This window comes from Streptomyces sp. HUAS TT7 (assembly GCF_051550175.1).
Taxonomy (GTDB): Bacteria; Actinomycetota; Actinomycetes; order Streptomycetales; family Streptomycetaceae; genus Streptomyces.
The window spans coordinates 649,559-673,099 of the sequence record NZ_CP196175.1 but is presented as its reverse complement, the minus strand read 5'-3'; the positions used below and the strand labels follow the sequence as shown (position 1 = coordinate 673,099).

At 69.4% G+C, this 23,541-nt stretch carries 24 protein-coding genes and 1 pseudogene; 12 read left to right on the top strand and 13 right to left on the bottom strand.

Annotated elements, in window-relative coordinates; translation table 11 throughout:
* Positions 1–46 precede the first annotated feature (46 nt).
* The 3 genes from ACSHXC_RS03215 to ACSHXC_RS03205 are packed head-to-tail and all read left to right on the top strand — an operon-like array spanning position 47 to position 3,493.
* Positions 47–751, top strand: coding sequence for a succinate dehydrogenase (locus tag ACSHXC_RS03215; RefSeq protein ID WP_438290055.1), 705 nt, complete (start codon positions 47–49; stop codon positions 749–751).
* Between the two features lies 1 nt (position 752).
* Positions 753–2,702 (top strand): fumarate reductase/succinate dehydrogenase flavoprotein subunit, encoded by a 1,950-nt coding sequence (locus ACSHXC_RS03210; RefSeq protein WP_438290054.1) that lies wholly within the window; start codon positions 753–755, stop codon positions 2,700–2,702.
* The gene (locus ACSHXC_RS03205; protein ID WP_438290053.1) at positions 2,699–3,493 is read left to right on the top strand and encodes a succinate dehydrogenase/fumarate reductase iron-sulfur subunit; all 795 of its coding nucleotides are present in this window, start codon (positions 2,699–2,701) and stop codon (positions 3,491–3,493) included. Before ACSHXC_RS03210 ends, ACSHXC_RS03205 begins: the two co-directional genes overlap by 4 nt.
* Positions 3,494–3,561: 68 nt before the next feature.
* Here ACSHXC_RS03205 and ACSHXC_RS03200 read toward each other — a convergent pair whose 3' ends face one another.
* The 3 genes from ACSHXC_RS03200 to ACSHXC_RS03190 form a co-directional block, all read right to left on the bottom strand.
* A complete protein-coding gene (locus ACSHXC_RS03200) occupies positions 3,562–4,242 on the bottom strand; it encodes a hypothetical protein (RefSeq protein WP_438290052.1) in 681 nt (226 codons plus the stop codon).
* Positions 4,243–4,520: 278 nt separating this feature from the next.
* Positions 4,521–4,946 carry a DUF4267 domain-containing protein gene (locus tag ACSHXC_RS03195; RefSeq protein WP_438290051.1) on the bottom strand — a complete coding sequence of 142 codons (426 nt, stop codon included), beginning with the start codon at positions 4,944–4,946 and terminating at the stop codon, positions 4,521–4,523.
* 224 nt (positions 4,947–5,170) lie between these two features.
* The gene (locus ACSHXC_RS03190; RefSeq protein ID WP_438290050.1) at positions 5,171–5,617 is read right to left on the bottom strand and encodes an anthrone oxygenase family protein; all 447 of its coding nucleotides are present in this window, start codon (positions 5,615–5,617) and stop codon (positions 5,171–5,173) included.
* Between the two features lie 90 nt (positions 5,618–5,707).
* Here ACSHXC_RS03190 and ACSHXC_RS03185 point away from each other — a divergent pair, with 90 nt between their 5' ends.
* Together ACSHXC_RS03185 and ACSHXC_RS03180 are read left to right on the top strand one after the other, a co-directional pair.
* Positions 5,708–6,292: a TetR/AcrR family transcriptional regulator gene (locus ACSHXC_RS03185; RefSeq protein WP_438290049.1), complete on the top strand. Its 585-nt coding sequence runs from the start codon at positions 5,708–5,710 to the stop codon at positions 6,290–6,292.
* A gap of 245 nt (positions 6,293–6,537) precedes the next feature.
* Positions 6,538–6,663 (top strand): annotated as a pseudogene (locus ACSHXC_RS03180) (epoxide hydrolase); the annotation flags it as partial.
* Here the strand turns inward: ACSHXC_RS03180 and ACSHXC_RS03175 are convergent.
* The 4 genes from ACSHXC_RS03175 to ACSHXC_RS03160 form a co-directional block, all read right to left on the bottom strand.
* On the bottom strand, positions 6,645–7,370 hold the full coding sequence (locus tag ACSHXC_RS03175) for a hypothetical protein (RefSeq protein ID WP_438290048.1): 726 nt from the start codon (positions 7,368–7,370) through the stop codon (positions 6,645–6,647). The pseudogene ACSHXC_RS03180 and the gene ACSHXC_RS03175 overlap by 19 nt on opposite strands.
* Entirely contained in the window at positions 7,310–8,629 is a 1,320-nt protein-coding gene (locus ACSHXC_RS03170) for a hypothetical protein (protein WP_438290047.1), read from the bottom strand. Before ACSHXC_RS03170 ends, ACSHXC_RS03175 begins: the two co-directional genes overlap by 61 nt.
* A 181-nt stretch (positions 8,630–8,810) precedes the next feature.
* Positions 8,811–9,221, bottom strand: coding sequence for a transposase family protein (locus ACSHXC_RS03165; RefSeq protein WP_438290044.1), 411 nt, complete (start codon positions 9,219–9,221; stop codon positions 8,811–8,813).
* On the bottom strand, positions 9,199–9,540 hold the full coding sequence (locus ACSHXC_RS03160; RefSeq protein WP_438290045.1) for a helix-turn-helix domain-containing protein: 342 nt from the start codon (positions 9,538–9,540) through the stop codon (positions 9,199–9,201). The genes ACSHXC_RS03165 and ACSHXC_RS03160 overlap by 23 nt, the downstream gene beginning before the upstream one ends.
* Positions 9,541–9,953: 413 nt before the next feature.
* Here ACSHXC_RS03160 and ACSHXC_RS03155 point away from each other — a divergent pair, with 413 nt between their 5' ends.
* From ACSHXC_RS03155 to ACSHXC_RS03145, 3 genes are all read left to right on the top strand, one after another.
* Positions 9,954–11,060, top strand: a complete 1,107-nt coding sequence (locus tag ACSHXC_RS03155; RefSeq protein WP_438290046.1) for a hypothetical protein — start codon at positions 9,954–9,956, stop codon at positions 11,058–11,060.
* Positions 11,061–11,302: 242 nt separating this feature from the next.
* Entirely contained in the window at positions 11,303–11,644 is a 342-nt protein-coding gene (locus ACSHXC_RS03150; protein ID WP_438290045.1) for a helix-turn-helix domain-containing protein, read from the top strand.
* A complete protein-coding gene (locus ACSHXC_RS03145; protein WP_438290044.1) occupies positions 11,622–12,032 on the top strand; it encodes a transposase family protein in 411 nt (136 codons plus the stop codon). Before ACSHXC_RS03150 ends, ACSHXC_RS03145 begins: the two co-directional genes overlap by 23 nt.
* A gap of 62 nt (positions 12,033–12,094) precedes the next feature.
* Here ACSHXC_RS03145 and ACSHXC_RS03140 read toward each other — a convergent pair whose 3' ends face one another.
* The 3 genes from ACSHXC_RS03140 to ACSHXC_RS03130 all read right to left on the bottom strand — a co-directional run bounded on the left by ACSHXC_RS03140 (position 12,095) and on the right by ACSHXC_RS03130 (position 17,419).
* Entirely contained in the window at positions 12,095–13,843 is a 1,749-nt protein-coding gene (locus ACSHXC_RS03140; protein WP_438290043.1) for a glycosyl hydrolase family 18 protein, read from the bottom strand.
* A gap of 155 nt (positions 13,844–13,998) precedes the next feature.
* The gene (locus ACSHXC_RS03135) at positions 13,999–16,341 is read right to left on the bottom strand and encodes an ATP-binding cassette domain-containing protein (protein ID WP_438290042.1); all 2,343 of its coding nucleotides are present in this window, start codon (positions 16,339–16,341) and stop codon (positions 13,999–14,001) included.
* A gap of 55 nt (positions 16,342–16,396) precedes the next feature.
* A complete protein-coding gene (locus ACSHXC_RS03130; protein WP_438290041.1) occupies positions 16,397–17,419 on the bottom strand; it encodes an LLM class flavin-dependent oxidoreductase in 1,023 nt (340 codons plus the stop codon).
* Between the two features lie 81 nt (positions 17,420–17,500).
* On the opposite strand from ACSHXC_RS03130, the gene ACSHXC_RS03125 reads away from it, so the two are divergent.
* Positions 17,501–17,989, top strand: coding sequence for an LNS2 domain-containing protein (locus tag ACSHXC_RS03125; RefSeq protein ID WP_438290040.1), 489 nt, complete (start codon positions 17,501–17,503; stop codon positions 17,987–17,989).
* A gap of 202 nt (positions 17,990–18,191) precedes the next feature.
* Here the strand turns inward: ACSHXC_RS03125 and ACSHXC_RS03120 are convergent, their stop codons facing one another.
* A complete protein-coding gene (locus tag ACSHXC_RS03120) occupies positions 18,192–18,413 on the bottom strand; it encodes a dodecin (protein ID WP_438290039.1) in 222 nt (73 codons plus the stop codon).
* 356 nt (positions 18,414–18,769) lie between these two features.
* Between ACSHXC_RS03120 and ACSHXC_RS03115 the strand changes: the two genes are divergently transcribed.
* The 3 genes from ACSHXC_RS03115 to ACSHXC_RS03105 all read left to right on the top strand — a co-directional run bounded on the left by ACSHXC_RS03115 (position 18,770) and on the right by ACSHXC_RS03105 (position 22,054).
* Entirely contained in the window at positions 18,770–19,906 is a 1,137-nt protein-coding gene (locus tag ACSHXC_RS03115) for an extracellular solute-binding protein (protein WP_438290038.1), read from the top strand.
* Positions 19,907–19,990: 84 nt separating this feature from the next.
* Positions 19,991–20,482 (top strand): peptidylprolyl isomerase, encoded by a 492-nt coding sequence (locus tag ACSHXC_RS03110; RefSeq protein ID WP_438290037.1) that lies wholly within the window; start codon positions 19,991–19,993, stop codon positions 20,480–20,482.
* A gap of 210 nt (positions 20,483–20,692) precedes the next feature.
* Positions 20,693–22,054, top strand: a complete 1,362-nt coding sequence (locus ACSHXC_RS03105; RefSeq protein ID WP_438290036.1) for an NAD(P)/FAD-dependent oxidoreductase — start codon at positions 20,693–20,695, stop codon at positions 22,052–22,054.
* Here ACSHXC_RS03105 and ACSHXC_RS03100 read toward each other — a convergent pair.
* Together ACSHXC_RS03100 and ACSHXC_RS03095 are read right to left on the bottom strand one after the other, a co-directional pair.
* Entirely contained in the window at positions 22,034–22,861 is an 828-nt protein-coding gene (locus tag ACSHXC_RS03100) for a cytochrome c oxidase assembly protein (RefSeq protein ID WP_438290035.1), read from the bottom strand. The genes ACSHXC_RS03105 and ACSHXC_RS03100 overlap by 21 nt on opposite strands.
* Positions 22,862–22,875: 14 nt before the next feature.
* Complete coding sequence (locus ACSHXC_RS03095) at positions 22,876–23,364, bottom strand: DUF2243 domain-containing protein (RefSeq protein ID WP_438290034.1); 489 nt, start codon at positions 23,362–23,364, stop codon at positions 22,876–22,878.
* Positions 23,365–23,541 lie beyond the last annotated feature (177 nt).

The window sequence follows — 23,541 nt, the reverse complement described above, 5'->3', positions numbered from 1 at the left end:
ACCATGTCTTGGACCTCTTGGACCCTTCGCCTCTAGCGTCGATGACATGGCTCTGGCAACGCGGACGGACAAACGGCCGTCCATGACGCGCACACTCTGGGACTCGACCGTCGGCAAGAAGACGGTCATGGCCGTGAGCGGTCTGATCATGCTGTCCTACCTGGTCGTCCACATGATGGGCAACCTGAAGATCTTCTTCGGGGCCGGCCAGTTCAACGCGTACGCGCACTGGCTGCGCACCATCGGCGAGCCCTTCCTGCACTACGAGTGGGCGCTGTGGCTCATCCGCGTGGTCCTCGTCGCCGCCGTCGTGGGGCACGCCGTGTCCGCGTACCAGCTCAGCCGCCGGGACATCAAGGCCAGGCCGAGCGGTTACGTCCACAGGCGGGCCCGCGCCAGTTACGCGACCCGCACGATGCGCTGGGGCGGCATCATCCTCGCCCTGTTCATCGTCTGGCACATCCTGGACCTGACGACCGGCACCGTGCACTCCGGCTTCCGGCCGGGACACCCCTACCAGAACGTCGTGGACACCTTCTCCACCTGGTACGGCAACGTCATCTACATCGTGGCGATGGCCGCCCTCTCCCTGCACATCCAGCACGGTTTCTGGAGCGCCGCACAGACTCTCGGCGTGGGCAACGCCACGCGGGACCGGGTGCTCAAGACGCTCGCCAACGTCCTCGCGGCAGTGCTGTTCGCCGGATTCGTCTCCGTACCCGTCGCCGTCATGACCGGAGTGGTGAGCTGACATGACCTCGTACACCAACTACACGCTCGGCGACCCGGTCGCCGACGGCCGCGCGCCCCAGGGGCCGATCGCCGAGCGCTGGGACACCCGCCGCTTCGAGGCCAAGCTGGTCAACCCGGCCAACCGCCGCAAGCACACCGTCATCGTGGTCGGGACCGGGCTCGCGGGCGGCTCGGCGGGGGCCACACTCGCCGAACAGGGCTACCACGTCGTCCAGTTCTGCTTCCAGGACTCGCCGCGCCGCGCCCACTCGATCGCCGCGCAGGGCGGCATCAACGCCGCGAAGAACTACCGCAACGACGGCGACTCCATCCACCGGCTCTTCTACGACACCGTCAAGGGCGGCGACTTCCGCGCCCGCGAGTCCAACGTCCACCGGCTCGCCCAGATCTCCGTCGAGGTCATCGACCAGTGCGTGGCCCAGGGCGTGCCCTTCGCCCGCGAGTACGGCGGGCTCCTCGACACCCGCTCCTTCGGCGGCGTCCAGGTCTCGCGCACCTTCTACGCCCGGGGCCAGACGGGCCAGCAACTGCTGCTCGGCGCCTACCAGGCCCTCTCGCGCCAAATCGCCGCCGGGAACGTCGAGTTGCACGCCCGCACCGAAATGCTCGACCTGATCGTGGTGGACGGCAAGGCGCGCGGCATCGTGGCCCGCGACCTCGTCACCGGGAAGATCGACACGTACTTCGCGGACGCCGTCGTCCTCGCCAGCGGCGGATACGGCAACGTCTTCTACCTCTCCACCAACGCCATGAACTCCAACGCCACGGCGATCTGGCGGGCCCACCGGCGCGGCGCGTACCTCGCCAACCCCTGCTTCACACAGATCCACCCGACCTGCATCCCGCGCACCGGCGAGCACCAGTCCAAGCTCACGCTGATGAGTGAATCGCTGCGCAACGACGGCCGCATCTGGGTGCCCAAGGCCAAGGGCGACACCCGCCCGGCAGCCGAGATCCCCGAGGACGAGCGCGACTACTACCTGGAGCGCATCTACCCCTCCTTCGGCAACCTGGTCCCACGCGACATCGCCTCGCGCGCCGCCAAGAACGTCTGCGACGAGGGGCGCGGCGTCGGCCCCGGCGGGCAGGGCGTCTACCTCGACTTCGCCGACGCCATCGGGCGGATGGGCCGGGCGGCCGTCGAGGCGAAGTACGGCAACCTCTTCGACATGTACGCGCGGATCACCGCCGAGGACCCGTACGAGACACCCATGCGGATCTACCCCGCCGTCCACTACACGATGGGCGGACTCTGGGTCGACTACGACCTCCAGACCACGGTCCCCGGTCTGTTCGCGATCGGCGAGGCCAACTTCTCCGACCACGGCGCCAACCGCCTGGGTGCCTCCGCGCTGATGCAGGGCCTCGCCGACGGCTACTTCGTGCTTCCCTCGACCATCAACGACTACCTCGCCCGCAACCCGCACCAGGAGCCCGTCACCGACGAGCACCCGGCGGTCGCCGAAGCCGTCGCCGAGACCGAGGACCGCATCAACCTGCTCCTCTCGGTGAACGGCGACCGCACCCCCGACTCCTTCCACCGCGAGATCGGCGAACTCATGTGGGAGTACTGCGGGATGGCCCGCACCGAGACGGGCCTGCGCAAGGCACTCGACCGGATCCCGCAGATCCGCGAGGAGTTCTGGCGCCGCATCAAGGTGCCGGGCAGCGGCGAGGAGTTCAACCAGTCCCTGGAGAAGGCCAACCGCATCGTCGACTACCTGGAGCTCGCCGAGCTCATGTGCCTCGACGCCCTGCACCGCGCCGAGTCCTGCGGAGGCCACTTCCGCGAGGAGTCCCAGACCCCGGACGGCGAGGCCGAACGCCACGACGAGGAGTTCTCGTACGCGGCCGCCTGGGAGTTCAAGGCCACCGGCGAGGCTCCCGTCCTGCACAAGGAAGACCTCGTCTTCGAGTACGTCCACCCCACTCAGCGGAGCTACGCATGAAGCTCACCCTGCGCGTCTGGCGCCAGAAGAACGCCAACTCGCCCGGCGCCATGGCCACTTACGACGTCGACGGCATCTCGACGGACATGTCGTTCCTCGAAATGCTCGACACGCTCAACGAGGAGCTCATCCTCAAGGGCGAGGAGCCGGTCGCCTTCGACCACGACTGCCGCGAGGGCATCTGCGGCGCCTGCTCGCTCGTCATCAACGGCGACGCCCACGGCCCCAATGGGGTCTCCCCTGCTCAAGCGGATTCGAGAGCTTGGGGAAGCACCACCACCTGCCAGCTCCACATGCGGTCGTTCAGCGACGGCGACACCATCGACATCGAGCCGTGGCGCGCCTCGGCGTTCCCGGTGGTCAAGGACCTGGTGGTGGACCGCTCGGCGTTCGACCGGATCATCCAGGCCGGCGGCTACATCAGCGTCCCGACCGGCGCCGCCCCCGAGGCACACGCCACCCCGGTCCCCAAGCCGGACGCCGACTCCGCCTTCGAGCACGCCGAGTGCATCGGCTGCGGCGCCTGTGTGGCGGCCTGCCCCAACGGCTCGGCGATGCTGTTCACCTCGGCCAAGATCAACCACCTGAACGTGCTGCCGCAGGGCGCTCCCGAACGCGAGACCCGGGTCCTGGACATGGTCGGCCAGATGGACGACGAGGGCTTCGGCGGCTGCACCCTGACCGGCGAGTGCGCGACGGCCTGCCCCAAGGGCATCCCGCTGCCGTCGATCGCGGCCATGAACAAGGAGTGGCTGCGGGCGACGCGGAAGGCGAAGAAGGTGGGCCGCTGACGCACCCCCGCTCGCATGGAGAACGCGCCCCCGGTGATCCGGGGGGCGCGCTCAACTGCCGTGGCTCGTCACTCGGTTACGGTGATCTGCTGCCCCGAATCGGTCGTGTCGATGACGTTGTACGTGGCCGAGAAGGTGGCCGACTGGTCGCCCGTCGGGCACAGGAAACCGCCGGTCACCGTCGCAGGTACGGGGGCGTCGGCGATGGCGAGTGACGAGGGAGCGCCGTTGGTCCAGGTGCCGGGGACCGTGGTGGGGCCGGTGGGTGAGGCGGTGATCGTGCAGGCGGCCAGTCCGCTGGTCTTGAGGACGAAGCCGCCCTTGGGCATGGTCAGCCCGGCAGTGACGGGTGTGCCGTTCTGGGCCGAAATGCTCCAGGAGCCGTTGTCGGCGTTGCTGCTGGCGGTCACGCTCACCCCGCCGATGCTGGTCGAACAGCCGCTGAACGTGGGCGGGTTGATGGGTGCGGAGACCGCGCCCGCGTCGTTGTGGTTGCCGGGCGCGGCCGGGACCTGGTTGTTGGCGCCCGTGGTGGGGACGGACGCCGAGACCGTACAGGTCATGGTGGTGGACCCGGCCTTGAAGGTGGCCTGACCGGTCAGCTGGGCCGTGAAGGAGTGGCCGGCCGGTGAAACCGTGGTCGGTCCGGCGTCCGACAGGGCGCTCGCGCCCGTCGTGCCGCCGAGTACGAGGGTGGCCGCTGCGGCTGGAGCGAGCAGGATGAGCGCGCGGGAGCTGCGTATTGCCATGGGGGGACTCCTCGGTCGAACGGATTCGATGGTGGGGGGATGCGAGGAGGAACTGAGGTGACTTGAGAGTAAGTCCGGGGCGGGGGAGCGGATAGGAGGCTCCTGGCCAGTAAGTTGACGGAGTATCAGGTTTGCCGAAGCGTCGTGTCGTGCTACAGATCGTCAGCAAGGGGCGCCGGGAGTCGAGGGCTCGGGAGCCTCGGTGGGGTCGGGCAGCGGGCGGACGATGATGTCGCCCTCGGCCCGGCCGGGGTCCGGGCAACCTGGGACCGACGGGATCAGGCGGGCTGCGGTGTGGGCGTCGCCGGAGCGGCCATGACCTTGCGGGTCTCGCGCATCATCAGCAGGCCGTTGACCACCATCAGCGTCGCGGTGAGGCCGTGGACACCGAGCGCGGTGACCACGGAGCCGTGGTGGGCCAGCACGGTGGTCATGTCGCCGTACGCGGCGAGGGCCTCCGTCAGCAGCACCCATCCCAGCGCCCGGCGGTGGCCGGTCACCAGCAGGATGCCCAGGACCAGGGCCAGGACGACGTCGCGGATTCCCTTGATGATCAGGAAACCGCCGCCGTCACCGGACGGCCGGCTCGGCAGGCCGAAGCCCGGCGCCGTCGTCTCCGGGCTCAGGATGAACTCCGTCCCGAACCAGAGGATGAAGAGGATGAAGGCAGCGGCCAGGACGGTGTTGATCTTCTTCAGCGACATGGTTCTTCTCCTCGCGAGTCTTCGTCGGCTTGGTGAGCTTCGTGGAGCTTGCTGAGTCGTGTGGGGGCTGATCAGGCCGCGCGGACGCGGCTGATCGCGGGACGTGTTTGTCGGGATCGCAGTTGTGTGAGCCGAGCGGCAGCTGCATTCCCGGATGTTGGGATGTCGGCGGCCTGCCGGCGCCCGGGGAGTGTGCGTCGCCTGCGCGGCGCCGGTCCGCGGGGTCAGGCGAGGGCGGCGGCCAGCAGGGCGAAGGCGGCGATGAGGAGGGCGACGCGGGCGTAGTGCCAGCGGTCCCAGCGGTTCATCTGGTCCTTCCAGTCGGCGGGCCGGTTCTCGGGGGTCCACGTCTTGTTCCGGTTGTTGATCGGGACGAGCAGCAGGAGCGACATGGCCACGGTGAGGATCAGCAGTGCGCCCGCGGTGACGACCAGGCCGGCGCCGTCGCTGTGCCATCCGGCGACGGCCCAGACCGCGACCAGGGCGAGCGAGCCGATGTACCAGACGGGCATCACGGCGCCGAGCATCCGGCCCCCGTGAGCGTGGCCGAGTTGGCCGCTGTCCTCGGGAAGCGTGTTGAGGATGGGGTTCATGACGAAGGCGACGGAGAACTCCACCCCCACCATCACGCCGAAGACCACGGTGGTGACGACCTCGAGTGCGTTGAGCATGGTGACCCTCTCGGAATCTAGTACTGCTAGCCGTTGAGGCAACGCTAGTACTGCTGCCGCTTGAATGTCTAGCGGTGCTAGGATCGAACCATGTCGGTACAGGAACGCAAGGAACGTGAACGGGCGGGCCGCGAGCGCCTCATCGTGGCGACGGCCCGCGAACTCGCCGAGCAGCAGGGCTGGGACGCGGTCACCACCCGCCGGCTCGCCGAGCGCATCGAATACAGCCAGCCCGTCCTCTACAGCCACTTCCGCGGCAAGCGCGAGATCATCGGCGCCGTCGCCCTGCAGGGCGCCACCGAGATGGCCGCGGCGCTGCGGGTCGCGACCTCCGCCGCGGCCGTGGACGGCCCGCGCGCCCAAGTCGCTGCCCTGGCCCGCGCTTACCTCGACTTCGCCGAGCGCAATCCCGCGCTCTACGACGCGATCTTCCTGCTCGACAACGGGCTGCCGTACGCGGTTGAGGACACCCCCGCCCCGCTGAAGGACGCCTTCGCCGCCCTGATGGAGACTTTCGGCGGGGTCGCCGGGGACGGCGTCAACCCGGGGCTGTTCACCGAGGTGTTCTGGGCGTCGCTGCACGGCCTGGCGACCCTGACCCGGGCGGGACGACTGCTGCCGGAGGACGCCGGGCCGAGGGTGGAGCTACTGGTGGACCGGCTCGCCGTGGTCTGACACGCCATCCCGGCGGGCACGCGGCCGGGGCCCTCGGGTCCCGCGGCTGCTTGCCTGCAACGCCTCCGCTCAGTCGCGTCCACACGGCGCAGCCGCACATTGCCGGGCCCCCCATACGGGCACCCGCCCCGCAAGCTGCGGTGATCATTGATCACGACGCGATTCGCACCCTGACGCCGCGTCATTCGCCAGTGCCCTCGTCGTCCCGGTCGAGGTGGGCAGTCGCCCGGTCACGCGGTGGGCCAACGCTCGTGCAGGCACTGCCCGGGTTGACCACGGACGGGCTGACGGCGGTCGAGCGCAAGTGGACGGAGGAGACCCGCGACTTCTGGCTACGCCGCGCGGCGTACGGTCAGACGGGCGGCATGAGATCGCTCTCGCTGATGGTGTACGTCAGCAGGGGGTAGACGAAGTCCGTTTCATTGTTCTCACGGCGCCGTAGTTGGTAAAACTCTCGCCTCTGCTCATCGTCGGCAGACGTGAGGCCCGCACCCTGCGGGAGGTGTGCATGTCCGTCGCGGAACCGGACGAAGGTCTTTGACGTTCGAAACGTCACACCCAACCATTGGTTGTCAGCCGCCAGCACGGGCGCGTCCAAAACGATTTTGTGCCTGAGTCGCCGGTTCGAGTCGACAGAAAAGGCAATGACGCTGTTGTGGGCGAGGGGAATCTCGAACTTCTCACCACCGGACCCCTTAGATTCGAAGATCAGCTTTCTCGGCGGGCTCGCTTCGGGGTTTTGGTAGCAGGAGAAGACGGCGATGAACGACTCGTTGGCCAGGTCGAGGGCTTGGTCGGAGTGGCTGCCCATGGTGGTGTAAGCGTTCGTGTAGCTCTCGATGAGAGCGTTGTTGAAGCCGACCGACAGCGCCGCACGTTCTTGAATCTGTTGTGCCAGCCGTTCGTGCACCGCCCGGAAACGCTGCGTCGGACTGCCGTATCGAGTGGTAGTACGTACGAGAGGCGCATCGCCCGCCTCGTCGACCTTGGTCAGCGTGGCGCCTCGCCGGCCTTTTCCTACGTCTTCCAAATAAGCCGACGCGGACAGCTCCGCAAAGAGATTGTCCTCGGTCGGCAAAGCGTACGAGAGGATCTCATCCGAGATCCTAGACTCGGGGGGGCATCGTAGTCTCCCGTGTTCATACTGAAGAGAAATTTGTCGCCGTAGTCAATGAAGGACGAGGTCCTGTTCTCCTCGGCGTACAGCCTGCGCAGCTCGTCCATGCCGGCTGGCGTGGCAGGTCCCAGCTTCACCAAATTTCCGCCCACTTTGAGGAACGTGTGGCCGTTCTTGTGAACGGCTTCGGCGCTCGAACAGCGCACCACGTATCCCAGGCGGGTCGGGAGCAACTCGGCGCCCAACGCCGAGGGCCGGATTTCGTGCGTATACAGGCGGTTGGTAGACAGCGGCATCAAGAACACGGAGCCGGGGTGGAGAGTCAGGGTGAACTGCGCGGGGAGCGAGACCCCGTCGCGTTGTTCGGTCGGCTCCTTGAGGCGGAAGTGGAGTTTGGTCAGCCCGCTCACACCCTTCACGCCATAGTCGAAGGCGTCTTCGGCCAGGGGCTGCAATCTTTCGAGCCGGTCATAGAAGGTGCAGAAAGCCATGATGCCATTGGCAGGCATGTCCTTGGTCTTGTCGGCATGGGCCGAGATCTTGGCCTTGGACTGCTTGCGCTCGGTCGTGGCACGGTTGTTGTGGTAGATCTGAGCGAGGACGTGATTGAGCGGCGCCTGATTCCGGAAGATGGCGGCGGCCTCGCGGTTCAGAGCCTCGACGATGCTCGTATCGGTCGGGCGAAAGCTCTCGGTCGGCCCCGAGAGATTCGTGGAGCACCGGAGCAGGCGGAAATGCAGCTCATCACCATTTCGTGTGACCGGCGTCAGATAGATTCCGCTGCGATGGGCTGTTCCAGGTTTGGTCGACTCCGTCAGGGACTGGAACGTGTGCTCTGCACGGATCCGCCCGAAGTGATCGTCGCCGAGTCCGAAAAAGCGGCGGTAGTACACGCCGACGCCGTGTACGCGGAGGGGGACTCGGCCGAGGTCGACGGGGGCCCATGGTTTGTCGACGTTCTCGTCGTAACCGTGTGATAGCTCCCGGACAACGAATACCCGGTTAGCCGCATGCAGCTGGCGGCCGCTGATCTCGGATACATCGCCACACAGGTAAACGGTCTTCTGCGCGAGGTTGGGCGAACCAGAAGCAAGGTCCTCTGGCGTGATGGTGGACCCGAAGAAGTCCCTGACCAAGTCATTGTCATGCAACATCGAAGGCGCAACCAAGATATTGCTCGCATCTTCGATGCAGGCTTCTGTTGGCTCTGTTGTGTACATCAAATGGCACCTGCTATTCGCAGATCTTGGTGGATTTCTCAAAACTGTTGACATGTCAACGGCCCGCATTCCTTCATTTACGTTGCGAAGCGCAAACGAAAGGAGGCGGACCGTTGAACGTTGATGCTCTCACGGGGCTCGACAGCGGGCAATGGGTTCTGGAGGCCTATTCACGGGGGTGTCACCAGCCCTTTTTGTGGAAGGCGAGGGCTGCGACCGTCTTGATGACAGCGGGGAATCGGGTGAGGGGGCCGCGATAGCGGGTGGCGAGGACCTTCCAGTCCTTGAGGTGTGCGATGGCACGTTCGACGGCGGCGCGGAGGGTGTTGATGGACCGGTTGGCTTCGTTGTCTCCCGCGGAGCGTTCCCGGCCCGGTGGCTTTCGTCGTCCGGTATGCATCCCGGTACCGAGGTAGCCGAGGTCCCCGAGCTTCTCCCGTTCCGCGAACGCTTCGGGGAAGTGGGACTGGCCCCAGGCGAACGTGTCGTGCCGCGAGCCGGGCACCGGCTCGGAGACCGCGAGGAGGTCCCCGGCGAGCGTGGCAGCGATCTGGAGGTTGAAGCCGGTGTCACGGTGCTTGCCCGAGAACATTTCTCGTGCCCTCACTCGCCCAGTCCCAGGTCGTGACGAGCGTCCCGTCGATCAGATCGATCCGGCCGGCCGACGCCTCGGCGGGGCCCGGGACGTGTCCGGCCAGGACCTTCTCCACCACCGGCAGCAGGGTGTTCCACCGCCTGGAGACGGTGGCCTGGCTGACCCCGAACAACTCGGCCGCGACCTCCTGGACCGGGTTCTGCCGCAGCAGGAACAGCACCAGCACCACGGACTTGTACAGCCCCAGCGACCACATCCGCCCGGGTACGACCGGCGGGTCCGGCTCCCCGACGAGCACCCGATGCACATGGGCCACCAGCCCATCGAGTTGATCTGCTTCCAGCCCCGTCGTAACGTTCCAACTCAACGGCCCTGCCCCGGTACTCGCTTGATGTCGTGGAACACACCAAGCTACCGAGCAGGGCCGCCCTCATGATCGACAAGACCCCCGTGAATAGGCCTCCCGCACTCCTGGACCCTGACCGACTACTGCCCACACGGCGTGTGGGAGCGCGGCGGCAATCCGGAGGCGGCCCGCGTCTATCGCGCGAGGTGACCGACGGCATCTCCTTGGGGCGCGGGTTGCGCCGTGTGGGGGTGAGGGCTACGCCGGACGGGTTGTCTGTCGGCTGCGGCTCGCGTGGTCCAGGGGGCCGCGTCGGCGCTGATCCCAATTATGCCTATCAGCATTTGATCACCCTCCGGTTTTCCTGTTGAAGGGGCGCAGGCATGTACAAGTTCAAGGGTCCCGCAGGGCGAGCCGCTCTCGTCGTGGGTCTGGTCTCCGCGCTGGGCACGGGTTACGCGGCATACGCCGAGGGCCATCCCGACCCGGGCTCGCCGCACGTCGAGCGCGTCCTCCCCTCCGGCGACGGGGAAGGGAGGACTCACGGCTCGGGCAGGGCGCACGACTCGGGCAAAGGGCACGAGGCCGCCCCCCGGCAGCATCACGACAATGGGCCCGAGGCCGCCCCCCGGCAGCACAGCGGGCCGCACCGGTCCGAGGCCGCTCCGCCGCAGCACCACGGGCGGCGCGCCGTCGCCGCCAAGTGGGGCGAAGAGCCATCCGGCTACGGCGGGCACGAGGAGTACGGCTACGGCGGCCATGAGGAGTACGGCTACGGCGGGCACGAGGAGTACGGCTACGGCGGCCATGAGGAGCACGGCTACGGCCAGGAGACGCCGCCGTGGTCGCCGGTCTCGACCGACACGCCCCCACCCCGGGAGCACACGCCCACCTCCCCCCCGACAGGCGCCCAGACCTGGCCGACACCGACACCGACCAGCCCTCAGGCCTGGCCGACACCGACACCGACACCGACCAGCCCTCAGGCCTGGCCGACACCGACACCGACACCGACCAGCCCTCAGGCCTGGCCGACACCGACACCGACACCGACCAGCCCTCAGGCCTGGCCGGCGCCGACACCGTCCGAAACCACGCCGGAGGAGCCCCCGGCCCCGGCCGAAACGTCCTGGTCCACCCCGACCCCGTCGACCAGCACCCCGTCGACCAGCACCCCGCCGCACGGCCACCCGCCGGCCAGCCACCCGACCACTCCCCCGGCCACCTGGACGCCGACCCTGCCGTCGTACCCGACCGGCACCCCGCCCGAGGAGACCACCACCACGCCGACGGAGACGACCACTCCGCCGGAGGAGACCGCGCCGGAGACGAGCCCGTCCCCGTCGACGGCCCCGGCGCGCCTCGCGCACACCGGCGCCAACTCGAAGGCCTCGCTCCTGCTCGGCGGGCTGAGCGCGGGCGCGCTCGTCACGGGGACGGCGGCGGTCGCGCTCTCCCGGCGGGCTTCGCGCGGCAAGTGCGGGAAGTAGCCCGCCCCGCCGGTGACCGGTGCAGAACCGGTTTTGGGCGCAGCTGTCCGTTACTTATGACCGATCGGAACGTTGAAGTGGAAAGACGACTGCGGGAGGCCTATTCACGGGGGTCTTGTCGATCATGAGGGCGGCCCTGCTCGGTAGCTTGGTGTGTTCCACGACATCAAGCGAGTACCGGGGCAGGGCCGTTGAGTTGGAACGTTACGACGGGGCTGGAAGCAGATCAACTCGATGGGCTGGTGGCCCATGTGCATCGGGTGCTCGTCGGGGAGCCGGACCCGCCGGTCGTACCCGGGCGGATGTGGTCGCTGGGGCTGTACAAGTCCGTGGTGCTGGTGCTGTTCCTGCTGCGGCAGAACCCGGTCCAGGAGGTCGCGGCCGAGTTGTTCGGGGTCAGCCAGGCCACCGTCTCCAGGCGGTGGAACACCCTGCTGCCGGTGGTGGAGAAGGTCCTGGCCGGACACGTCCCGGGCCCCGCCGAGGCGTCGGCCGGCCGGATCGATCTGATCGACGGGACGCTCGTCACGACCTGGGACTGGGCGAGTGAGGGCACGAGAAATGTTCTCGGGCAAGCACCGTGACACCGGCTTCAACCTCCAGATCGCTGCCACGCTCGCCGGGGACCTCCTCGCGGTCTCCGAGCCGGTGCCCGGCTCGCGGCACGACACGTTCGCCTGGGGCCAGTCCCACTTCCCCGAAGCGTTCGCGGAACGGGAGAAGCTCGGGGACCTCGGCTACCTCGGTACCGGGATGCATACCGGACGACGAAAGCCACCGGGCCGGGAACGCTCCGCGGGAGACAACGAAGCCAACCGGTCCATCAACACCCTCCGCGCCGCCGTCGAACGTGCCATCGCACACCTCAAGGACTGGAAGGTCCTCGCCACCCGCTATCGCGGCCCCCTCACCCGATTCCCCGCTGTCATCAAGACGGTCGCAGCCCTCGCCTTCCACAAAAAGGGCTGGTGACACCCCCGTGAATAGGCCTCCGGGCAATGGGTTCTGGTGCAGGCCGCGGCGTGCGGAACGGCTCAGCTGACCGAGAGGTCGTCCCCGAACACCGCGTCCTGCCCGTACCAGCCGTGCAGGTAGACGGTCACGGTGCCCGAGGCGCCCGTCGTGAACGGCACGGTCAGCTTGGACCAGCCGCTGGAGCTCGTCCAGGTGCTGCCGGTGGCGCCGCCGCGCACCCCGAGGTAGGCGTAGCTGCCCTGGACCCAACCGCTCAGCGTGTACTTGGTGCTGGGGGCCAGGGTGAGCGTCTGCGTGCACTCGCCGGTCTGCGCGGAGGTGGGCGCGGTCTTCAGCGCGTACGAGCCGCCGTGCACCGGGCTGGACACCACACCGGCGCCGCTGTCGCAGGTCCACGGCGCGAGGGAGCCGCTCTCGAAGCCGCCGTTGACCAGCGCGCCGGGGTTGCCGCCGGAACCGGTCACGGTGAGTGTGAAGGTTGTCGAGTGGGCGAGCGTGCCCGCCGTGCCCGTAACGGTGATCGGGTACGTTCCGGGCGCTGCCGAAGCGGCCGCGCCGACCGTGAGCTGAGCCGAGGCACCTGCGGTGACGGAACTCGGGCTGAGCGTCGCCGTGACTCCGGCGGGGGCGCCGGTGGCGGTGAGCGCGAGGGACTTGGCGTTGCCGGAGGTCACCGCCGTACTCACCGTGGCCGTGGTGGAGCCGCCGGGTGCGACCGAGGCCGAGCCGGGCGCGACGGCCACCGAGAAGTCGTCCTGGACCGGTCCGCCGCCCCCGGTGAACGGCTCGAAGGTGTGGCTGAAGTACCACGGGTCCTGGGCGATGCCGGAGCAGGTGTCCTGCCCGCCGGTGCCGGGGCAGCCGCCGTTGTCGCGCTGGAGGGCCCAGAACGAGAGGGTGTTGATGCCCTTGGAGGTGGCCCAGTTGTAGACGGCGGTCGCGTCCGCGGTGGTGAACGTCTCGGCCGGGCCGTAGTCGTCGATGCCGGGCATCTCGGTCACGCCGACCATGCCCCACAGCTGGGCGGACGACTTGCCCGGGTACAGGGAGGCCAGCTGGTTGTAAAGGCCCGTGGCGGCGGTCTGGGTGTCGTTCGCCATGTTGTGCGTGGCGCCGTCGTAGTAGTCGAAGGTCATGATGTTCACGACATCGACCTTCGCGCCGTACTTGACCGCGCTGTTCAGCACCGCGAGCCCGCTGTCGGCGAGCCCGCCCGTGGTGGTGGGCAGGGTGTAGGAGATCTGCACCGAGCGCCCGTTGGCCGCCGCCCAGTCCTGCACCTTCTTGATCGCCTGGTTGCGGCGGTCGATGCCCGCCTTGTTGGTCAGCGAGTTGTCCTCGATGTCCATGTCGAGCCGGGAGAGGTCGTAGGTGGTGATGACCTTCTCGTACGCGGCCGCGATCGAGTCCACGTTGGTGCAGCTGTCGGCGATTTCGGTGCCGCCGTTGTCGGCCGCGTACCCGCCGAAGGACGGGATGACGTCGCCGCCGCGCGAGCGGATGGTGGAGATGTCGGCGCCGAACACGGACGACGAGATCGGCCGGCTCGTCGAGCCGTTCCAGTACGGGGTGCAGGAGCCCTTGGCGTCGGCCTGCACGAACGCCATCGTGAGGTACTTGGCTCCCGACTTCTGCGCCAGATCGGCGGGGCTGTCGGAGGAGTACGCCTCGAAGTACGGCGCGAAGACGTGCGCGGGGAGCGGGGCCGCGGCGTGCGCGGCGCCGCCGGCCCCGATGACGAGGCCGGCGGACGCGGCGACGGTGCTGAGCGTGGCGAGCAGAGCGCGGACGGATCTCGGACGTCTCATCGGGGCTCTCCGACGGGGGTGAGAGAAGGGTGCGGACGCCCCATGATTGGTCTGGACCAACGACCGGTCAAGGGTCTAGGCCAATTCATTCCGTGTGCTTTGCCTTGCGGGTCAACTGACGTGCGGCGATGGCCAGTTCGGGCCGCCGCGGCCGGTCAGATCTCGGCCAGCACCTTCGCCAGATACGGCGCCGTCCGGCCCGCACCGGCGTCGGCGACCTCCGCCGGTGGGCCCGCTGCCACCACGCGGCCTCCCTCGTCGCCGCCGCCCGGGCCGAGGTCGAGTATCCAGTCGGCGCCTGCCACCACGCTCATGTCGTGCTCGACGACGACCACCGTGTGGCCCGCGTCGACCAGGCCGTGCAGCTGGCGCAGCAGGATCTCGACATCGGCCGGGTGCAGACCTGTCGTCGGCTCGTCGAGGACGTACAGGGTGTGGTCGCGGCGGACGCGCTGCAACTCCGTTGCCAGCTTGATGCGTTGGGCCTCGCCGCCCGACAGCTCGGTGGCCGGCTGGCCCAGGCGCAGATAGCCGAGACCGACGTCGAGCAGGGCCGTCAGACTGCGGGCGGCCGACGGGGTGTCGGCGAAGACCTCGGCCGCCGCCTCCACGGTCAGGTCGAGCACCTCGGCGATGCTGCGGCCCCGGTGGGTGACTTCGAGCGTCTCGGGGCTGTAGCGCGCGCCGTGACAGTCCGGGCAGGGCGCGTACGTGCTCGGCAGGAAGAGCAGCTCCACCGACACGAACCCCTCGCCCTGGCAGGTCTCGCACCGGCCACCCGCCACGTTGAAGGAGAACCGGCCCGCCCTGTAGCCGCGCGCCTTCGCCTCGTCGGTCTCCGTGAACAGCTTGCGTACGACGTCGAAGAGTCCGGTGTACGTGGCCAGATTGGAACGCGGGGTGCGACCGATCGGCTTCTGATCCACCCTCACCAGCCTTCCCACGCCCGGGAGTTGCTCGGTCAGCGCGTCGACAAGCGTGGACTTTCCGGAACCGGAGACGCCGGTCACCGCCGTGAACACGCCGAGCGGGAACACCGCGTCGACGCCGCGCAGGTTGTGCCGGGTGACCCCGGTCAGCTCCAGGCGGCCACGCGGCTCGCGGACCGTGCGGCGCGGAGCGGGGGAGCGGTCGAAGAGGAAGCGGCGGGTCGCCGACTCCTCGACGCGGGCGAGCTCCGCCAACGGCCCGCTGTGCAGCACCCGGCCGCCGTGCTCGCCGGCCAGCGGACCCACGTCGACCAGCCAGTCCGCGTGCCGCACCACATCGAGATGGTGCTCCACGACGAACACCGAATTGCCCGCGGCCTTCAGCCGGTCGAGGACCGTGAGCAGCGCCTCGGTGTCGGCCGGGTGCAGCCCCGCCGACGGTTCGTCCAGGACGTACACCACGCCGAAAAGCCCGGAGCGCAATTGCGTGGCGAGCCGCAGGCGCTGCAGCTCGCCCGCCGAGAGCGTGGGCGCGGTCCGGTCCAGGCTCAGATAGCCGAGGCCCAGCTCCCTCACCGGGCCGATGCGGGAGAGCAGGTCGGCTGTGAGGGCCTTTGTCGTCGGGCCGCCGTCCGCGGTGCGCAGCAGCTCGGCCAGCGAAGTCAGCGGCAGGGCGACGAGCTCGGCGATCGTATGGCCCGCGAAAGTGACGGCGAGCGCCTCGGGGCGCAGCCGGCTGCCGCCGCACACCGGGCAGTCGGCGGCGGTGAGGAACCGCTCGGCCTTCGTGCGCAAGGTCTGGCTCTTGCTCTCCGCGAACGTCTTCATCACATAGCGCCGGGCGCTGAAGTACGTTCCCTGGTAAGGGCGTTGGATGCGTCCCGCCTCGCGCACCGGGTGCACCGTGACCACCGGCTGCTCGTCGGTGAAGAGGATCCAGTCCCGGTCCTTCTGGTCGAGCTCGCGCCACGGGCGGTCCACGTCGTAGCCGAGCGTGTCGAGCACGTCGCGGAGGTTCTTGCCCTGCCAGGCACCCGGCCAGGCGGCGATCGCACCTTCGCGGATGGACAGCGAGGGGTCGGGGACGAGCAGTTCCTCACAGGTGCGGTGGATGCGGCCGAGGCCCTGGCACTCGGGGCAGGCACCGGCGGCCGTATTGGGCGAGAAGGCGTCCGAGTCGAGACGCTCCGCGCCCGCCGGATAGTCGCCGGCCCGCGAGAACAGCATCCGCAGCGAGTTGGAGAGCGTGGTCACCGTGCCCACCGACGAACGCGACGAGGGCGCCGAGCGGCGCTGCTCCAGGGAGACCGCGGGCGGAAGACCCGAGATCTCGCCGACCTTCGGCGCACCCACCTGATGGATCAGCCGGCGCGCGTACGGCGCGACCGACTCGAAGTACCGGCGCTGCGCCTCGGCATAGATCGTGCCGAACGCGAGCGAGGACTTCCCCGACCCGGAGACGCCGGTGAACACGGCGATGCAGTCACGCGGAATGTCGACGTCCACCCCGCGCAGATTGTGCTCGCGGGCGCCGCGGACACGGACGTACGGGTCAGAGGGGGTTTGCATACCGGAATTCTACGGTTCGGGTGCCGGCGCGCGGTCTTCGGCCGGGAGTCTGCGGTCAGGCGTCCCGACGGGCCGCCAGGTCCGCGATCCGGGCCAGGCGCCGGTAGGAGTCGAGCAGCGCCTCGCGGTCGTACGTGCTGGTCGTGACGAGGAACTCGTCCGCGCCGCTGTGCTCGATGAGCTTCTCCAGCGCGTCGGCCACCTCCTCCTCGGTCCCGTACACCTGCCTGCGCAGCGCGTCCGCGAACAGGGTCCGCTCGCCGTCGGTCATGTCCCGCCCGAGGATGTCGTCGGCCGGGGACAGCGCCGGGAACTCGCCGCGGGTGCGGGAGTACGCCGTCGACCAGGCCTCCGGGACCAGGATCCGGTGGGCGGCCTCCGTGGTGTCCGCGACGGCGACCGTGCCGGACACGACGACGTACGGGCGCTCGGCTTGGGCGGAGGGACGGAAGGCGTCGCGGTAGGCGTCGATGGCCCGCAGCATCGCCTCCTCGCCGCGTACGTTCGCGATGACCAGCGGGAGCCCGGCCTCGGCGGCGACGAGGGCGCCCTGTCCGGTGGCGAGGACGAACGCGGGGACCGCGAGGCCCTCGGCGGGGCGGGCGTGGACCTGGGGGTGGGCGGTCTGGGTCCCGTCGAAGTAGCCGAGCAGTTCGGCCAGCTGCGCGCCGAAGTCGTCGGCGTCCTTCTTGTCGCGGCCGAGCGCTTTGCGGATCCCGTCGGTGAAGCCCACCGAGCGGCCGAGCCCCATGTCGATCCGCCCCGGGAAGAGCGACTCCAGAACCCCGAACTCCTCGGCCACGACGATGGGTTGATGATTCGGCAGCATCACACCGCCGGTGCCGACCCGGATCGTGGAGGTGGCCGACGCGACGGCCGCGGCCAGGACGGCTGGCGCGGAGCCCGCGACGCCGGGCACGGAATGGTGCTCGGAGACCCAGAACCGGTGATACCCGAGCCGCTCGGCCTCGCGGGCCAGCGCCACGGTGTCCCGCAGGGCCTGCGGTCCGTCGTGCCCCGCGCGGATGCGCGAGCGGTCGAGCACGGAGAAACGAGTCGTCGCGATCACGGAGGTCACACACGGTTCAACGTCTGGGATGCGCCATGATTCCCGAGCCCCGCCGAAAGCTGCCCGCTTGGCCGGTTCTAGCCTGGGGGCGTGATCGACAACACCCGGCCCCTGGCCGTCTTCGACCTGGACGGCACGCTCGCGGACAGCTCCCACCGCCAGCGCTTCCTCGACCGGGGGCCCCGCGACTGGGACGCGTTCTTCGCCGCGGCGCCCGCCGACCCGCCGCTCGCCGAGGGCGTCGCACTGTGTCGGGAGGCCGCCGGGGACTGCGAGGTCGTCTATCTCACCGGGCGGCCCGAACGCTGCCGTGAGGACACCCTGGCCTGGCTCGCCGAGCAGGGCCTTCCGGCCGGCGCCCTGCACATGCGGCGCAACGACGACCGGCGCCCCGCGCGCGTCACCAAGCTGCAGATCCTGCGCGGGCTCGGCCGGAACCGCGAGATCCGCATGCTGGTCGACGACGACGAGCTTGTGTGCGACGCCGCCGAGCAGGCGGGCTTCCGGGTCGTACGGGCCCGCTGGACCGCGCCCAGCGAGGCGCTGAAGGACGCCCAGGAGCGCGAGGGACGCACCTGAGGGGCCGCTCGTCCGGGGGTCGCTCGGCGTGCCCGGCCGACGGGTGGCGGCGCCGGTCGGGGCCAGTCCGCCGACCACAAGCCTGAAGCTGAGGTTCAGGGTCAGACCTCGGCCGAAGTGCGGAGCCGGAATCGCACCCGCCCCACATTGCCGAGCCGGAATCGCATCCGGAACTGCCTGGCCGGAATCCTCGACCCCTGCGTCAGACTTCCGCGTCGTCGTCCAGCCGGAAGCCGACCTTGAGGCCGACCTGGTAGTGCTCGATCACGCCGTTCTCGATGTGGCCGCGGACCTCCGTCACCTCGAACCAGTCCAGGTTGCGGAGGGTCTGCGCCGCGCGGGCGACCCCGTTGCGGATGGCCTGGTCGACGCCCTCGTGAGAGGTTCCGACGATCTCGCTGACGCGGTACGTGTGCTGGGACATGGAGGTGTCTCCTCTCGTCGCGTTACTCCACCGTGCCCCACCCGGCCGCACTCCGCGAGACAGCGGCCCGCGCCCGGTCCGGTTCGGTCCGGCGATGGCCGGAAAAGTTCACTCCCCTCCGGGGCTTGACCGCCTCATTGGTCCATACCAAACTCACGAGCCACACCCGAACAAGCCACATCGCGCTTGCCCCCACGTCGGGTCATGACTGCTTGCCCACACGCAGAAGGTGACCTTTCGTGAGGATCCATCGCGCTCTTGCCTGCTCCGTTGCGCTTGTCTCGGTATGCGCACTCAGCGGTTGCGGCGCGCTTCCGGGATTTGGCGACGGCACCATCAAGGTGACCGTCTGGCTGATGAAGGACAGCGCATCGGACGACTTCGTGCAGCGCTTCAATCAGGGCTTCGAGAAGGAGCACAAGGACGTCGAGCTCGATGTCCGGATCCAGGAGTGGACCGGCATCGGCGAGAAGGTCACCGCCGCGCTGAAGGGCGGTGACGCGCCGGACGTCATCGAGGTCGGCAACACGCAGGTGCCCCAGTACGCGGCGAGCGGAGGCCTGCTCGACATGACCCTGGAGTCGTTGCGCGACTGGGGCAGCGACGCCTGGCTGCCGGGCCTCGCCCAGCCGGGCAACGTGGACGGCATGCAGTACGGCATCCCGTGGTACGCCGCCAACCGCGTCGTCATCTACAACAAGGACCTGTTCGGAGCCGCCGGAATCACCAAGCCCCCGAAGAACCGCGCGGAGTGGCTCGCCGACACCGCGAAGCTCAACTCCGGCTCCACACAAGGGATTTACCTCGCGGGCCAGGACTGGTACACGCTCGCCGGCTTCGTCTGGGACGAGGGCGGGGAGCTCGCGCAGGAGGACACTGGAGACTGGAAGGGCACGCTCGACAGCCCGGCCGCGCTGCGCGGCATGGAGTTCTACAAGCAGCTCCAGGCGCTCGGCCGGGGGCCCAGGAACGCGGACGAGGCGACCCCGCCGCAGGCCGACGTCTTCGCCAAGGGCAAGGTCGCCCAGATGATCGCGGTGCCCGGCGCCGCCAAGGCCATCCAGAAGGCCAACCCGCGGCTCGCCGACAAGCTGGGTTACTTCCCGATCCCGGGACCCACCGACGCCAAGCCGGGCGCGGTCTTCACTGGTGGCTCGGACCTGATCATCCCGCGCAAGACCGCGCACCGGGCCGAGGCCGTCCAGATCGTCGCGGCGCTGACCGGCGAGAAGTGGCAGACCGATCTGGCCACCACGATGGACTACGTACCCAACAAGTCCACGCTCGCCCACGCGGTCGAGGGCCAGGCGGGCACCGCCGCCATGGCCAAGGGCGCGGTACAGGGGCGGGCCACGCCCAACTCGCCGCAGTGGGCCGCCGTCGAGGCCGACAACCCGATCAAGCCGTACATGACGGCCGTCCTCGGCGGAGCCGACCCGAAGAAGGCCGCCAAGGCCGCTTCCGACCGGATCACGACCCTGCTGTTCCCCTGAGCGGGCCCGGTTTTGCGCCTCGGTGGGGCCGATGGGGCGAGCCGGGATTGGGGTCATGGGACGGCTGATGTCAGGATGGGGTCCATGCAGAACGTATTTTTCGACATCACCATTGACGGCAAGGACGCCGGCCGCATCGTCTTCCGGCTCTTCGACGACGTCGTCCCGGAGACGGCCCGCAACTTCCGCGAGCTCGCCACCGGCCAGAACGGCTACGGCTACGAGGGCTCCGCCTTCCACCGCGTCATCCCGGACTTCATGCTCCAGGGCGGCGACTTCACGCACGGCAACGGCACCGGCGGCAAGAGCATCTACGGCGCCAAGTTCAAGGACGAGAACTTCGCCCTCAAGCACGACCGGCCGTTCCTGCTGTCGATGGCCAACGCGGGCCCGAACAGCAACGGATCCCAGTTCTTCGTGACGACCGTCGTCACGGACTGGCTGGACGGCAAGCACGTCGTCTTCGGCGAGGTCGTCGAGGGCCAGGACCTCGTCAAGCAGATCGAGTCGCTGGGCAGCCGCAGCGGCGCCCTGAGCGCCAAGGTCGCCATCAGCAAGAGCGGCACCGTCGCCTGACGTCCGCCCCACACGTGAACGGCGCCGCCCGCCCGGGTCCACCCCGGGCGGGCGGCGCCGTTTCTTGTCGCCGGGTTGGGGCATTCGGTGGTGCGGCCGCGTTGCGTTGATCACTATGGGGGTGTTGGCGAACGCCGGTCAGGGGCACTCGGGCAGTGGACGGCCCAGTTCTCGTCCCCGTTCGCAGGTCCCAGGGAAAGGACGCACACCGTGGCACGACCGAGGATTCTCGTCGTAGGCGCCGGCTTCGCAGGGGTCGAATGCGTACGCCGCCTGGAACGCCGCCTCCAACCGGGAGAAGCGGAGATCTCCCTGGTCACCCCGTTCTCCTACCAGCTGTATCTGCCCCTGCTTCCGCAGGTCGCGGCCGGGGTCCTGACCCCGCAGTCGGTGGCCGTGTCGCTGCGGCGCAGTGCCAAGCACCGCACCCGGATCATCCCGGGCGGCGCCATCGGCGTGGACCCCAAGGCGAAGATCTGCGTCATCCGCAAGATCACCGGCGAGACAATCGACCAGCCGTACGACTACATCGTGCTGGCCCCCGGCAGTGTGACCCGCACCTTCGACATCCCCGGGCTGCTCGACCACGCCCGTGGCATGAAGACCCTCGCGGAGGCCGCGTACATCCGCGACCACGTCATCTCCCAGCTCGACCTGGCCGACGCGAGCGACGACGAGGACGAGCGGGCATCGCGGCTGCGCTTCGTCGTGGTCGGCGGCGGCTACGCGGGCACCGAGACCGCCGCCTGCCTCCAGCGGATCACCCATACCGCGCTCAAGCGGTACCCGCGTCTGGACCCGCGCCAGATCAAGTGGCACCTCATCGACATCGCGCCGGGGCTCATGCCCGAACTGGGCGACAAGCTCGGCAAGGCGGCCCTGGAGATCCTGCAGAAGCGCGGCATCGAGGTGTCGCTCGGGGTGTCCGTCGCCGAGGCAGGCGCGGACAAGGTCACCTTCACCGACGGCCGCGTCCTGCCCTGTCGCACCCTCATCTGGACGGCGGGCGTCGCCGCGAGCCCCCTGGTCGGCACGCTGGACGCGGACACGGAGCGCGGCCGGCTCCTGGTCACCCCCGAGCTGGCCGTGCCGGACCTCGACGGCGTGTTCGCGCTCGGCGACGCCGCCGCCGTGCCCGACCTCGCCAAGGGCGAAGGCGCCTTCTGCCCGCCCACCGCGCAGCACGCCATGCGCCAGGGCCCGAAGCTCGCCGACAACATCATCGCCTCACTGCGCAACCAGCCGCTGAAACCCTACGTCCACAAGGACCTCGGGCTCGTGGTCGACCTCGGAGGCCGCGACGCCGTCTCCAAGCCGCTCGGCATCGAACTGCGCGGCCTGCCCGCCCAGGCGGTGGCGCGCGCCTACCACTGGTCGGCGCTGCGCACCAATGTCGCCAAGACCAGGGTCCTGACCAACTGGATGCTGAACGCGGTCGCCGGCGACGACTTCGTCCGCACCGGCTTCCAGGCCCAGAAGCCCGCCACGCTGAAGGACTTCGAGTACACCGACGCCTATCTGACCCCGGAGCAGGTCCGCGCACACACCGCTTCACTGACCGTACGAGGCTGATGCGGGCGGCTCCCCGGTCCCCGCGGCGCGGCGGCCCTCGCGCGCGAGGCGCCGGCCGCCGGCCGCGTACCACTGGAGCCCGATGACGGCCGCGAGGGCGATTTCGACGAGGTCGCCGCCGTAGTACATGAGCTCGGCGGCGGCCGAGAGGTCGCCCGGCGCGAAGCCGGTGCCGGGCGGGGGCGTCGCGTACAGCATCCTGGCGAGGACGGCGTGCGCGCCGCCCCCGCCGACCAGCGCGGCCGACCGGAGGACCACGCCGTGGCGGCGCGGCAGCGGATCGAGCGAGCAGACGACGGCCGAGAACAGCAGCCCGGCCGCGAAGACATGGAGGTGGACCAGGGCCATGAGCCACGGCCGTTCGTGTGCGGTGGCGAACAGCGGGGTGCGGTAGAGCAGCCACAGCCCGCCGAGGTCGAGCAGCGCCGCCACCGGCGGGTTCGCGAGCACCCCGACCGGCCGCGAGCGAAGAACGGCCAGAAGACGGCGCCGCCCGCCCGGCGGCAGGGAGCGCAGCGCCAGCGTGATGGGCCGGGCGAGCACGAGCAGCAGCGGTGCCACCATGCCGGTGGCCACGTGCTGGGCCATATGGCCCGTGAACGGGCCGCCCGGCGGCGCGACGAGGGCCGCCGCCACGAGGGCCGCCGCGCCCGCCGTGAAACAGAGGTCGCGCACGAGCGGCCAGCGGTCCCCGCGCCGCCGCAGCCGCGCCGCCGCGACCAGATAGGCGACCCCGCCGCCCAGCGCGAACGCGGCCGCGAGCAGAGCGGCTCCGCCCGGCTGCCCGCCGCCATGCGGATGGACCATCAACTCCCGCACCGCTAGCGGTGGTTGGCGCGCCAGGCGGCACGGAGCAGTGTGACTCCGATCGCGAGGAACAGCACGGCGAGGATGTTCCACGTCAGGTCGTACGGAGTGAGATCGACGTGGTACCTGATCTGGTGCAGCTTCATCAGCTTGTGCTGGACGGTGCCGTCGTACAGCTGGAACGCCCCCGTGCCGGTCAGGATGCCCCCGGCCAGCGCCCGCCCCACCAGGCCCGCCCGGTGGCGCAGATCGGCGACCATGAACAGGCCGATGACCACGGCGAACCAGCCGAAGGCGTGGAAGAGCCCGTCCGACACCAGGCCGACGCCCGGCGTCGAGCGGTCGTAGAAGTGATGCCAGTGCAGGAGCTGGTGGAAGACCGTCTCATCGACGAAGGCGGCGATGCCCACGCCGATGAGCACGCCGGACCAGGCCGAACGGGCGTGCAGCGCAAGGCCTTTGGGCTGCGGTGGAGCGGTGCGGGATACGGATGGAGTCGTCATCGGCGGCACGTCCTCGATGGGAGTCTGCGGAAGATCGTCCGACGCGGAACAAGCACACCCGGTCCCGTTGCCCGCCCCCGGCACGAACAAGCGTCCCGATCCGGCCGTCCTGTCCCGTACGTCCGGATCCGGCCTTCTTGCTCCGTACGGCGGTGCCTTCCGGCGCGGAGCCGGTCG

Excerpts from the sequence above, each read along its gene's own strand:
- ACSHXC_RS03215 (WP_438290055.1), top strand. The coding sequence starts at position 47 with ATGGCTCTGGCAACGCGGACGGACAAACGGCCGTCCATGACGCGCACA.
- ACSHXC_RS03210 (WP_438290054.1), top strand. The coding sequence starts at position 753 with ATGACCTCGTACACCAACTACACGCTCGGCGACCCGGTCGCCGACGGC.
- ACSHXC_RS03205 (WP_438290053.1), top strand. The coding sequence starts at position 2,699 with ATGAAGCTCACCCTGCGCGTCTGGCGCCAGAAGAACGCCAACTCGCCC.
- ACSHXC_RS03200 (WP_438290052.1), bottom strand. The coding sequence starts at position 4,242 with ATGGCAATACGCAGCTCCCGCGCGCTCATCCTGCTCGCTCCAGCCGCA.
- ACSHXC_RS03195 (WP_438290051.1), bottom strand. The coding sequence starts at position 4,946 with ATGTCGCTGAAGAAGATCAACACCGTCCTGGCCGCTGCCTTCATCCTC.
- ACSHXC_RS03190 (WP_438290050.1), bottom strand. The coding sequence starts at position 5,617 with ATGCTCAACGCACTCGAGGTCGTCACCACCGTGGTCTTCGGCGTGATG.
- ACSHXC_RS03185 (WP_438290049.1), top strand. The coding sequence starts at position 5,708 with ATGTCGGTACAGGAACGCAAGGAACGTGAACGGGCGGGCCGCGAGCGC.
- ACSHXC_RS03170 (WP_438290047.1), bottom strand. The coding sequence starts at position 8,629 with ATGTACACAACAGAGCCAACAGAAGCCTGCATCGAAGATGCGAGCAAT.
- ACSHXC_RS03165 (WP_438290044.1), bottom strand. The coding sequence starts at position 9,221 with ATGTTCTCGGGCAAGCACCGTGACACCGGCTTCAACCTCCAGATCGCT.
- ACSHXC_RS03155 (WP_438290046.1), top strand. The coding sequence starts at position 9,954 with ATGTACAAGTTCAAGGGTCCCGCAGGGCGAGCCGCTCTCGTCGTGGGT.
- ACSHXC_RS03145 (WP_438290044.1), top strand. The coding sequence starts at position 11,622 with ATGTTCTCGGGCAAGCACCGTGACACCGGCTTCAACCTCCAGATCGCT.
- ACSHXC_RS03140 (WP_438290043.1), bottom strand. The coding sequence starts at position 13,843 with ATGAGACGTCCGAGATCCGTCCGCGCTCTGCTCGCCACGCTCAGCACC.
- ACSHXC_RS03135 (WP_438290042.1), bottom strand. The coding sequence starts at position 16,341 with ATGCAAACCCCCTCTGACCCGTACGTCCGTGTCCGCGGCGCCCGCGAG.
- ACSHXC_RS03120 (WP_438290039.1), bottom strand. The coding sequence starts at position 18,413 with ATGTCCCAGCACACGTACCGCGTCAGCGAGATCGTCGGAACCTCTCAC.
- ACSHXC_RS03115 (WP_438290038.1), top strand. The coding sequence starts at position 18,770 with ATGAAGGACAGCGCATCGGACGACTTCGTGCAGCGCTTCAATCAGGGC.
- ACSHXC_RS03110 (WP_438290037.1), top strand. The coding sequence starts at position 19,991 with ATGCAGAACGTATTTTTCGACATCACCATTGACGGCAAGGACGCCGGC.
- ACSHXC_RS03100 (WP_438290035.1), bottom strand. The coding sequence starts at position 22,861 with ATGGTCCATCCGCATGGCGGCGGGCAGCCGGGCGGAGCCGCTCTGCTC.
- ACSHXC_RS03095 (WP_438290034.1), bottom strand. The coding sequence starts at position 23,364 with ATGACGACTCCATCCGTATCCCGCACCGCTCCACCGCAGCCCAAAGGC.